This window comes from Streptomyces sp. NPDC006643 (assembly GCF_042870175.1).
Classification (GTDB): Bacteria; Actinomycetota; Actinomycetes; order Streptomycetales; family Streptomycetaceae; genus Streptomyces.
Genome location: NZ_JBIAHA010000029.1, coordinates 120,887 through 131,496, shown reverse-complemented (window position 1 = coordinate 131,496; position 10,610 = coordinate 120,887). Strand labels below are relative to the sequence as shown.

Sequence of the window (10,610 nt, the reverse complement as noted above, 5' to 3'; positions counted from 1 at the left end):
CAGGGGGGACCCTGTGGGAGAGTAGGACGCCGCCGAACAATCTTTGTGGGAATGCCCCGCACCTTCTGGTGCGGGGCATTTCTGCGTTCAGGGCCGTACCCCACGGCGTCCGCCGGCGGTTCGTCCGGGTAGGGTCAGGGGGCATCGTTGGTACATCCCCGCACAGGAGGCCCCCGGGTGGAGGTTCAGGAGACCCGCGTCCAGACGGATCGGGTGTTCACCATCCCCAACATCCTGAGCATGGCCCGGCTCCTGGGTGTACCGCTGTTCCTGTGGCTCATCCTCCGTCCGGAGTTCGGTGGGCCGAACAGTGATGGCTGGGCATTGCTCGTCCTGATGCTCAGCGGGGTGACCGACTATCTCGACGGGTACCTCGCCCGCCGCTGGAACCAGATCAGCAACCTGGGGCGCCTCCTGGACCCCGCCGCTGACCGGCTCTACATCCTTTCGACTCTGGTCGGCCTGACCTGGCGCGAGATCCTGCCCCTGTGGCTCACCGCGGCGCTTCTGGCCCGTGAGCTGATGCTGCTGGTGATGGTGGGAATCCTCCGCAGGCACGGCTATCCGCCTCCCCAGGTGAACTTCCTGGGAAAGGCGGCTACCTTCAACTTGATGTATGCCTTCCCGTTGCTGTTGCTCAGTGACGGGAACGGATGGCTTGCATCACTCGCCGAAGTTTTCGGATGGGCGTTCGCTGGATGGGGTACAACTCTCTACTGGTGGGCAGGGATCCTCTACGTGGTCCAGGTCCGCCGCCTCGTCAGAGCGGACAGAGTGGCCGATTGAGCTCGTCGATGTGGTGCCGTGCAGAGTCGCCGGCCCGCACCTGATGCCTGCCATACGGCCTGTCCAGATGGGTGACGTCGGCGAGACCGTCTCTTCAAGGAGGACGCTTCCGACATGAAGGCCGTCGTGATGGCTGGCGGCGAAGGCACTCGCCTTCGTCCCATGACCTCGAGCATGCCCAAGCCGTTGCTGCCGGTGGCAAATCGGCCAATCATGGAGCATGTGCTGCGTTTGCTCAAGCGGCACGGGCTCAGTGAGACCGTCGTCACCGTTCAGTTCCTCGCCTCTCTCGTGAAGAACTATTTCGGTGACGGCGAAGAGCTTGGAATGGAGCTCACCTATGCGAATGAGGAGAAGCCGCTCGGCACTGCGGGGAGTGTGAAGAACGCCGAAGAGGCGCTCAAGGACGACGCTTTTCTCGTCATTTCCGGTGACGCGCTCACCGACTTCGACCTGACGGACCTGATCGCCTTCCACAAGGAGAAGGGCGCGCTCGTCACGGTCTGCCTGACCCGGGTGCCGAACCCTCTGGAGTTCGGCATCACGATCGTGGACGAAGAGGGAAAGGTGGAGCGCTTCCTGGAGAAGCCCACCTGGGGTCAGGTGTTCTCGGACACGGTCAACACGGGCATCTATGTGATGGAGCCCGAGGTCTTCGACTACGTCGAGGCCGACACCTCGGTCGACTGGTCGGGCGACGTCTTCCCTCAGCTCATGAAGGAGGGCAAGCCGATCTACGGCTATATCGCCGAGGGCTACTGGGAAGACGTCGGGACGCACGAGAGCTATGTGAAGGCCCAGGCGGACGTCCTGGAGGGGAAGGTCGATGTCGATCTCGACGGCTTCGAGATCTCTCCCGGCGTCTGGGTCGCCGAGGGCGCCGAGGTCCACCCCGACGCCGTGCTCCGCGGGCCGCTCTACATCGGTGACTACGCCAAGGTCGAGGCGGACGCCGAGATCCGCGAGCACACCGTCATCGGGTCCAACGTCGTCGTCAAGACGGGCGCTTTTCTCCATCGCGCCGTCGTGCACGACAACGTGTACATCGGGCAGCACAGCAATCTGCGTGGCTGTGTGATCGGCAAGAACACCGACATCATGCGTGCCTCGCGGATCGAGGACGGCGCTGTCATCGGTGACGAGTGCCTTGTCGGTGAGGAATCGATCATCCAGGGCAATGTCCGGGTGTATCCGTTCAAGACCATCGAGGCCGGCGCGTTCGTCAACACCTCGGTGATCTGGGAGTCCAGGGGCCAGGCGCATCTCTTCGGCGCGCGTGGGGTGTCCGGCATCCTGAACGTCGAGATCACGCCGGAGCTGGCCGTACGGCTGGCGGGCGCGTACGCCACGACGCTCAAGAAGGGCTCCACCGTCACCACGGCGCGAGACCACTCGCGTGGTGCGCGTGCGCTCAAGCGGGCGGTGATCTCCGCGCTCCAGGCCAGCGCGATCGACGTACGGGACCTGGAGAACGTGCCGCTGCCCGTCGCCCGGCAGCAGACCGGGCGGGGCAGCGCCGGCGGCATCATGATCCGGACGACGCCCGGTGTGCCCGACTCCGTCGACATCATGTTCTTCGACGAGCGGGGCGCCGACCTCTCGCAGGGCGGCCAGCGCAAGCTGGACCGCGTGTACGCGAGGCAGGAGTACCGCAGGGCGTTCCCGGGCGAGATCGGGGACCTGCACTTCCCGGCGAGCGTCTTCGACTCGTACACCGGCTCTCTGCTGCGGAACGTCGACACGACGGGAATCTCCGAGGCCGGGCTCAAGGTCGTGGTCGACGCGTCCAACGGCAGTGCCGGGCTTGTTCTGCCCAGTCTGCTCGGGCGGCTCGGGGTCGACGCGCTCACCATCAATCCCGGTCTGGACGAGGCGCGGCCCACCGAGACCGTCGAGTCACGCAGGTCGGGTCTGGTCAGGCTGGGCGAGATCGTGGCGTCGGCGCGGGCGTCGTTCGGGGTGCGGTTCGACCCCGTGGGCGAGCGGCTGTCGCTGGTGGACGAGCGCGGCCGGATCGTCGAGGACGACCGTGCCCTGCTGGTGCTGCTCGATCTGGTCGCCGCCGAGCGGCGCAGCGGGCGGGTGGCCCTGCCCGTGACGACCACCAGGATCGCCGAGCAGGTGGCGGCCTACCACGGGACGCAGGTGGAGTGGACGACGACGTCGCCCGACGACCTGACCCGGGTCGGCCGTGAGGATTCCACCATCTTCGGCGGCGACGGCCGAGGCGCGTTCATCGTGCCCGAGTTCAGCAGTCTGCTCGACGGCACGGCGGCCTTCGTACGGCTGCTGGGTCTGGTAGCCCGTACGCAGCTCACGCTCAGCCAGATCGACGCGCGCATTCCGCGTGCCCATGTGCTGCGCAGGGATCTGGCGACCCCCTGGGCCGTCAAGGGCCTCGTGATGCGACGGGTCGTGGAGGCGGCCGGCGACCGGGACGTCGACACGACCGACGGCGTCCGCGTGGTGGAGGCCGACGGCCGATGGGTGATGGTGCTTCCGGCACCCGCCGAGGCCGTCACCCATTTGTGGGCCGAAGGGCCGGACGACGCCTCCGCCCAGGCGCTGCTGGACGAGTGGTCGGCGGTTGTGGACAGCGCAGGTCAGTGACCTGATGACGGTGTGCCGGAGGCGGGCGGTCGACGCCCTCCGGCACACCGGTGGGGCCATTCGGCGGTAGCGCCCGCGCCGTGCGACGATGTGCGGCATGCCGCAGCACCCCCCCGTTCGGAGCACACCCTCGCCACCCCGGCGTCCCGACGCGTCCATGTCGCTGCTGAACAATGTGATGGACCACAGCCTGGACGACGGTTACGCGGAGGCGGCGGCCCGCAGGGACGCCGAGGACGGCGGAATGCCCCGCACGCTCCGCGCCAAGCTCGGCCTCGCGGCGGGCCTCGTACTGGCCGCGCTGGTCGTCACCGTCGGCGCCGCCGAGGCCCGGATCGACGCACCGGTCGTCGCGAAGGAACGCGAAGAGCTGATTGACCGGATCGACGCGGAGACGTCTGCCGCGGACTCCCTCGAACACACGGTGGACAAGCTCCGTGACGAGGTGGGCGCCCAGCAGCGCGAGGCACTTCGTGACCACGGCGGCGAGCAGGGGGCGCTCGTCGCTCTCCTGTCGGGCGCCACGGAGGTCGAGGGGCCGGGCGTCAAACTCGTCGTCGACGACGCCAAGTCCGCCGACGAGAGCGCCGGCGGGCCGCGTGAGAGCACCAACTTCTCGGACACGGGCCGGGTCAGGGACCGGGACATGCAGCAGATCGTCAACGGTCTGTGGGAGTCCGGGGCCGAGGCGGTGTCCATCAACGGCCAGCGCCTGACGGCCCTTTCGGCGATCAGGGCCGCCGGTGAGGCCATACTGGTCGACAACAAGCCGCTGGTGCCGCCGTACACGGTGCTGGCCGTGGGGGACGGGAAGAACCTGAGCACAGCGTTCCAGGACAGCGCCGACGGGCAGTACCTGCACTCGTTGCAGGAGAACTTCGGTGTCCGCACGAGCATTTCCGATCAGGAGACGGTGCGTCTTCCGGCGGCGCCGAGCCTGATCGTACGTACAGCAGAGCCGAAGGCCGCCGACCCGGGGAAGGGCGACGGAGCGGCCACGGCAGACACAGGGAAGGGCACATCGTGATCGCGGTACTTGGCCTCGTCGTGGGGGTCGTGGTCGGACTGTTGGTTCGACCCGAGGTGCCGGCGGTGGTCGAGCCGTATCTGCCGATCGCCGTCGTCGCCGCTCTGGACGCGGTCTTCGGGGGGCTGCGGGCCATGCTCGACGGGATCTTCGTCGACAAGGTCTTCGTGGTGTCGTTCCTGTCGAACGTGGTGGTGGCCGCGCTCATCGTCTTCCTCGGTGACAAGCTCGGTGTCGGCGCGCAGCTGTCCACCGGTGTGGTCGTCGTGTTCGGTATCCGGATCTTCTCCAACGCTGCCGCGATCCGCCGGCACGTCTTCCGGGCGTGAGGCCGATGAACAGCGAAGAGCCCCCGCGGCCTCCACAGCACCCGCTGCCGCCTCAGGGCCCGCCGCCTTCGCAGGGGCAGGAGCCGCGGCAGCTGACGGGACGCCAGCGGCTCGCCGCCGGCCTGTGGCCTCCGCGCGTCACCCGGGCCCAACTCATCGTCGCCGTCCTGCTGTTCGTGCTGGGACTCGGTCTGGCCATCCAGGTGCGGTCGACCAACGACGACAGCGCTCTGCGCGGCGCGCGCCAGGAGGACCTCGTAAGGATCCTGGACGAGCTGGACGGCCGTACGGAGCGGCTGGAGGACGAGAAGCAGCGGCTGGACGATCAGCAGACGGAGCTGGAGAACAGCTCGGACCAGGCCGAGGAGGCGCGTAAGCAGACGCGCGAGAAGGAGCAGCAGCTCGGCATCCTGGCCGGTACGGTCGCGGCCCAGGGTCCCGGAATCACGCTGACCGTCCAGGACCCCGGCGGCAGCGTCGACTCGGACATGCTGCTCGACGCGATCCAGGAGCTGCGGGCGGCCGGCGCCGAGGCGATCCAGGTGAACGGGGTCCGGGTGGTCGCGGCGACGTACTTCTCCGGCAGCGACGGCGACATCTCGGTGGACGGGAAACGTATCGAGGCGCCGTACCTTTTCAAGGTGATCGGCAAACCGCAGGATCTGGAGCCCGCGCTCAACATCCCGGGAGGTGTGGTGCAGACGTTGGAGAAGGAGCAGGCCACGGCCACCGTGGCGGACGCCGACGAGATCGTCGTCGACGCCTTGCGACCGGCGAAGCGCCCTGATTACGCTCGGTCGTCGCAGTAGTGGGGCCGGGGCGCATGCGGACCGGGGGACGAGGGCAGAAGCTTCCGGGGGGTCGGCGCACATTCCGCATGGTGCGTGGTGGAAACTGTCTGATGGATACGGACGTTGTGAAGATGTCCGAGTCGGCAGGTGTGTTCATTCAGGGTTCGTCCTGCCCCACGGGCGGGTCTGTTCAGGTCAAGGGGAATCGCCCGTGAAGTTGTTTGGGAAGTTGTTCGGCAGGAGTGCACGCGAGGACGGCGGTAACGCCCGGCATCGCGCACCACGCCACGGCCAGGAGGAGCAGGGCGGCGAGCGCCCGCTCTTCCGCGACGAGGTCGGCAGCGCCGGCGGGGACAATCCGGGTGGTCACGGCGCGTCGTCTGTTGACCCCGCGAGTTCTGGCGGCATAGGTTTCGGTGGACCATCAACCTCAAGTACGGGTGGAGGGTTTCCCCCCGGTCAGGAGGGTCCGTCCATGGCGGCCTTGCCGGTTTGTACGAGGTGCGGGCACCGCAACACCCAGGACAGCAGGTTCTGCTCCAACTGCGGCGCGCCGCTGAGGGCCGGGACCCCCGCGGAGCGTCCTTCGGAGACGACCTCGACCATCTCCATCTCGGGCCTTGAGGCGTACGAGGCGGAGGCGACCGGCCAGACGGCCGCTCCCTCGCTCTCGCCGGAGGCGCAGGCCGCGGTGGACGCGCTTCCGCTCGGTTCGGCGCTGCTGGTCGTCCGTCGCGGGCCCAATTCGGGCAGCCGTTTCCTGCTGGACGGCGACCTGACGACGGCCGGAAGGCACCCGCAGAGCGACATCTTCCTCGACGACGTCACGGTGTCCCGGCGGCACGTCGAGTTCCGCAGGAGCCCGGAAGGTCACTTCACGGTCTCCGATGTCGGCAGTCTCAACGGCACGTACGTCAACCGGGAGCGGATCGACGCCGTCGCCGTGTCCAACGGTGACGAGGTCCAGATCGGCAAGTACCGGCTGGTCTTCTACGCGAGCCAGCGAGGCGTGTGACCCTTCAGGGAAGGTTCATGCTGCGACCACCGACGGGCGGTGCCGGTCACGGCACCGCCCCCACGGGTGACCGGCTGGTCAGCATCGGCGTGGTGCTGAGCCGGCTCAGGGACGAGTTTCCCGAGGTCACCATCTCCAAGATCCGGTTTCTGGAGGCCGAAGGCCTTGTCGAGCCCCGGCGCACTCCGTCCGGGTACCGGAAGTTCAGTCCCGAGGACGTCGAGCGCCTCACCCAGGTCCTGCGCATGCAGCGGGACCACTATCTGCCCCTCAAGGTCATCAGGGAGCATCTCGACGCCGTGGCGCGCGGTGAACGCGCTCCACTGCCCGCACAGGTCTCCCAGGGCCCTCAGCGGGAACTTCTGGCCTCCACGTGGGACGCGGAGCCCGAGCGGCCCACCGCCCCGAGGATCGGCCGCGCCGAGCTGCTGGCGGCCACCGAGGCGGCCGACAGCGAGCTGGCGGAGTGGGAGTCGTACGGCCTCATCGCCCCGATGGCGGAGGGCGGCTACGACTCCGAGACCGTGACCGTGGCGAAACTTGTCGCGGAACTCGGAAGATTCGGTCTGGAACCGCGGCATCTGCGCGCGGTGAAAGCCGCCGCCGAACGCGAGGCCGGACTGGTCGAGCAGGTGGTCGCGCCCCTGCGCCGGCACCGCAATCCGCAGACCAGGGCCCATGCCGAGGCCGCGACGAAGGAGCTGGCCGCGCTCTCCGTACGGCTCCACGCGGCACTGGTGCAGACGGCTCTCGGAGTCCGGCTTACCTGATCTTGGGGGAGTCCGACTACCCAAACCGACCGGGCACGACCTAGGGTTGCTGTGTGAACGAGCTCGACGTCGTGGGTGTCCGGGTGGAAATGCCCTCCAACCAACCGATCGTGCTCCTGCGTGAAGTGGGAGGCGACCGGTACCTTCCCATTTGGATCGGGCCTGGGGAAGCTACCGCTATTGCCTTCGCCCAGCAGGGCATGGCACCGGCCCGACCACTGACCCACGATCTCTTCAAGGATGTCCTTGAGGCCGTGGGCCAGGAACTGACGCAGGTGCGCATCACCGACCTGCGCGAAGGAGTCTTCTACGCGGAGCTGGTCTTCGCGAGCGGTGTCGAGGTGAGTGCCAGGCCGTCCGACGCCATAGCGCTGGCGCTGCGGACGGGCACGCCCATCTACGGCAGCGACGGGGTGCTGGACGATGCGGGTATCGCCATCCCCGACGAGCAGGAGGACGAGGTGGAGAAGTTCCGCGAATTCCTCGACCAGATCTCTCCGGAGGATTTCGGGACCAACAGCCAGTGAGTGCTGAACGGTCCATGACCGTCATACCGGACTCCGTCCGCGCATCCGACCAGCCTTTCCCGGCCGCGGGACACGGTAAACCACCCTCAGGGTGATTATCACTCGGCGTGCCTAGCGTGGCGATCGTTGACGCACCCGGAGGGACTGCCTACCGTCGACGGGGCAGGTCAAGGACGGAGGTCGGTGTGAGAAGCAGCGGCGACGGTACGGCGAACGGCCCGTACCCGCTTCACGGCAGGACGTCCGACCCCACGACCGACACGGTCGGCTACCGGGGGCCGACCGCGTGCGCGGCGGCGGGCATCACCTACCGCCAGTTGGACTACTGGGCGCGCACCGGGCTGGTCGAGCCGAGTGTGCGCCCCGCGAAGGGATCCGGCAGCCAGCGGCTGTACAGCTTCCGCGATGTCGTCTTTCTCAAGATCGTGAAGCGCTTCCTGGACACCGGTGTCGCCCTTCAGAACATCCGGGCGGCGGTCCAGCACCTGCGCGACCGGGGGGCGGCCGACCTGGAGCGTATGACGCTCATGAGCGACGGCGCGACGGTGTACGAGTGCTCGTCGCCGGACGAGGTCGTGGACCTCCTTCAGGGCGGTCAGGGCATCTTCGGGATCGCGGTCGGTGTGGTGTGGCGGGACGTCGAGGCGGCGCTCTCCCAGCTGCACGGGGAGCGCGTCGACACCGGCGAGACCCTCATCGGCCACAACCCCGCCGACGAACTCGCCCGCCGGCGCCGTGACCGGGCCGTCTGAGCGCCGGGGCCGGGGTCCCGGGCGATTGTCAGTGGCGTAGGGGAGCATCGGTGGGGTGAGAGCCGCGCCGACCGTCCTGCATCTGGACATGGATGCCTTTTTCGCCGCCGCCGAGCAGGCGGCGAAGCCGAGCCTGCGCGGAAAGCCGGTCGTCGTCGGGGGGCTCGGTCCGCGCGGCGTCGTCGCGACGGCGTCGTACGAGGCGAGACGGTTCGGGATTCACTCGGCCATGCCGATGGCGCAGGCGCGGCGGCTCGCGCCGAACGCCGCGTATCTTGTGCCGCGCTTCTCCCTCTACCGCACGGTCAGCGAGCAGGTGATGGAGCTGCTGGGCCGGCTGTCGCCGCTGGTGGAGCCGTTGAGCATGGACGAGGCGTTCGTCGATCTGGAGGCGGGCGGCTCGGCCGGTGACTCGGCATCGGCGCGCGCCACGGGCGAGCGGCTGCGGCGGGACATCAGGGCGGTGACGGGCCTGACGGGCTCGGTGGGTCTCGCCGGATCCAAGATGCTGGCGAAGATCGCCTCCGAGCAGGCCAAGCCCGACGGTCTGGTGCTCATCGAGCCGGGCACCGAGCGCGCGCTGCTGGGGCCGATGAGCGTACGGACACTGCCCGGGGTCGGGCCGGCCACCGGTGAGCATCTGCGGCGGGCCGGGATGACCACGATCGCCGATCTGACGGAGGCCGGGGAGGACGAGCTGGTGCGGCTCGTCGGGAAGGCGCACGGCACTTCGCTGTACCGGATGGCGTCCGGGCACGACGACCGGCCGGTGGTCGCCGAGCGCGAGACCAAGTCCGTCTCCGTCGAGGACACCTTCGACGTCGATCTGCACGACCGGACGCGGGTCAGGACCGAGGTCGACCGGCTGGCCGAGCGATGTGTGCGGCGGCTGCGGGAGTCCGGGCACTCGGGCCGGACCATCGTCCTCAAGGTGCGGAGGTACGACTTCTCGACGCTGACCCGCTCCGAGACGCTGCGGGGGCCCACGGACGACCCGGGCGTGGTGCGGGAGGCGGCGGGGAGGCTGCTGGAGTCCCTGGACACCACCGGTGGGGTGCGGCTGCTGGGGGTGGGGGTCACCGGGCTGACCGACTACACGCAGGAGGACCTGTTCGCACAGGCGGCGGCGGACGCGGCAGACGCGGCGGACACGGCCGGTGGCGAGGGCGACGCGGAGGCCGCCCAGGACACGGCGGACGAGGTCGTGGACGAGGGTCCGCCGCCGGTGCCGGAATCAGGGGACGAGGTGGCCGCCGAGCGGCACTGGCCCGCGGGGCACGACGTGCGCCACGCCGAGTTCGGCGCGGGGTGGGTGCAGGGCAGTGGCGTGGGGCGGGTCACCGTACGGTTCGAGGAGCCCACGTCGGTGGCGCCGGGGCGGGTGCGGACCTTCCGTACGGACGATCCCGACCTGGAGCTGTCGCAGCCGCTGCCGCTGGTGGCCGTATCGCCGGACATCGAGAACCGGCCGGAGTGACGGCCGGCGCGGGCGGCGGGCTACTCGGCGGGGTCGTCGCGGCCCGCCACGCGCCCGAAGTCGCGGTCGGCCGGGCGGGAGGGCTGTTCCGGGGCCGCGGGCTCCGGGAGGGCCAGCCGGTAGTGGTGGTAGAGCTGGATCTCCTGGTCCGGGGAGAGATGGCGGCCGACGCCGAAGTCCGGGGCGCCCTTGATCAGGCCGCGCTCGTACGGGACGTGCAGGGACTCGTTGCGGTAGGTGCTGGGGGCCAGGGGCACGAACGCGTCCCGGCTGAACAGTCCGGTCCGTACCGCCGCCCACTCCGGCACGCCCGTGGCATCGTCCAGATACACCTCGTCGACGGTGCCGATCTTGTGCCCGTCGCGGTCGTACGCCTTGCGGCCGATCAGGCTGCGCGGATCGATGTCGGTCTGCACGGTCCCTCCAACTGGTCGCACATGCTCCCTCACCCTACGAAAGGGCACATCCGGGGTATCGGCCACTCGAAGTCCGATGTGAAAGCTCGCTGGTAGGCTGGTGAACGGCT

General features: G+C 69.0%; 11 protein-coding genes. 10 read left to right on the top strand and 1 reads right to left on the bottom strand.

What is annotated here, in order from left to right:
- Window positions 1–177 precede the first annotated feature (177 nt).
- From pgsA to ACFYNU_RS32635, 10 genes are all read left to right on the top strand, one after another.
- Complete coding sequence (pgsA, locus tag ACFYNU_RS32680) at window positions 178–786, top strand: CDP-diacylglycerol--glycerol-3-phosphate 3-phosphatidyltransferase (protein WP_023543059.1); 609 nt, start codon at window positions 178–180, stop codon at window positions 784–786.
- Between the two features lie 114 nt (window positions 787–900).
- Complete coding sequence (locus ACFYNU_RS32675) at window positions 901–3,396, top strand: mannose-1-phosphate guanyltransferase (protein ID WP_356593359.1); 2,496 nt, start codon at window positions 901–903, stop codon at window positions 3,394–3,396.
- 97 nt (window positions 3,397–3,493) lie between these two features.
- Window positions 3,494–4,423 carry a DUF881 domain-containing protein gene (locus tag ACFYNU_RS32670; protein WP_356593357.1) on the top strand — a complete coding sequence of 310 codons (930 nt, stop codon included), beginning with the start codon at window positions 3,494–3,496 and terminating at the stop codon, window positions 4,421–4,423.
- Window positions 4,420–4,752 carry a small basic family protein gene (locus ACFYNU_RS32665; RefSeq protein ID WP_023543062.1) on the top strand — a complete coding sequence of 111 codons (333 nt, stop codon included), beginning with the start codon at window positions 4,420–4,422 and terminating at the stop codon, window positions 4,750–4,752. The genes ACFYNU_RS32670 and ACFYNU_RS32665 overlap by 4 nt, the downstream gene beginning before the upstream one ends.
- A gap of 5 nt (window positions 4,753–4,757) precedes the next feature.
- Window positions 4,758–5,561, top strand: a complete 804-nt coding sequence (locus tag ACFYNU_RS32660) for a DUF881 domain-containing protein (RefSeq protein WP_356593355.1) — start codon at window positions 4,758–4,760, stop codon at window positions 5,559–5,561.
- Window positions 5,562–5,646: 85 nt separating this feature from the next.
- The gene (locus ACFYNU_RS32655; protein ID WP_356593374.1) at window positions 5,647–6,558 is read left to right on the top strand and encodes an FHA domain-containing protein; all 912 of its coding nucleotides are present in this window, start codon (window positions 5,647–5,649) and stop codon (window positions 6,556–6,558) included.
- Window positions 6,559–6,575: 17 nt separating this feature from the next.
- Window positions 6,576–7,328 carry a MerR family transcriptional regulator gene (locus ACFYNU_RS32650; protein ID WP_356593353.1) on the top strand — a complete coding sequence of 251 codons (753 nt, stop codon included), beginning with the start codon at window positions 6,576–6,578 and terminating at the stop codon, window positions 7,326–7,328.
- 53 nt (window positions 7,329–7,381) lie between these two features.
- The gene (locus ACFYNU_RS32645; protein ID WP_031232239.1) at window positions 7,382–7,855 is read left to right on the top strand and encodes a bifunctional nuclease family protein; all 474 of its coding nucleotides are present in this window, start codon (window positions 7,382–7,384) and stop codon (window positions 7,853–7,855) included.
- 185 nt (window positions 7,856–8,040) lie between these two features.
- On the top strand, window positions 8,041–8,607 hold the full coding sequence (locus ACFYNU_RS32640) for a MerR family transcriptional regulator (RefSeq protein ID WP_356593351.1): 567 nt from the start codon (window positions 8,041–8,043) through the stop codon (window positions 8,605–8,607).
- Between the two features lie 55 nt (window positions 8,608–8,662).
- A complete protein-coding gene (locus ACFYNU_RS32635; protein ID WP_356593349.1) occupies window positions 8,663–10,084 on the top strand; it encodes a DNA polymerase IV in 1,422 nt (473 codons plus the stop codon).
- Between the two features lie 20 nt (window positions 10,085–10,104).
- Here ACFYNU_RS32635 and ACFYNU_RS32630 read toward each other — a convergent pair whose 3' ends face one another.
- Window positions 10,105–10,500 carry a PRC-barrel domain-containing protein gene (locus ACFYNU_RS32630; protein WP_356593347.1) on the bottom strand — a complete coding sequence of 132 codons (396 nt, stop codon included), beginning with the start codon at window positions 10,498–10,500 and terminating at the stop codon, window positions 10,105–10,107.
- Window positions 10,501–10,610 lie beyond the last annotated feature (110 nt).

Bases quoted from the DNA above. Each gene is read 5' to 3' on its own strand.
- ACFYNU_RS32660 (WP_356593355.1), top strand. From the start codon at position 4,758: ATGAACAGCGAAGAGCCCCCGCGGCCTCCACAGCACCCGCTGCCGCCT.
- ACFYNU_RS32670 (WP_356593357.1), top strand. From the start codon at position 3,494: ATGCCGCAGCACCCCCCCGTTCGGAGCACACCCTCGCCACCCCGGCGT.
- ACFYNU_RS32675 (WP_356593359.1), top strand. From the start codon at position 901: ATGAAGGCCGTCGTGATGGCTGGCGGCGAAGGCACTCGCCTTCGTCCC.
- ACFYNU_RS32650 (WP_356593353.1), top strand. From the start codon at position 6,576: ATGCTGCGACCACCGACGGGCGGTGCCGGTCACGGCACCGCCCCCACG.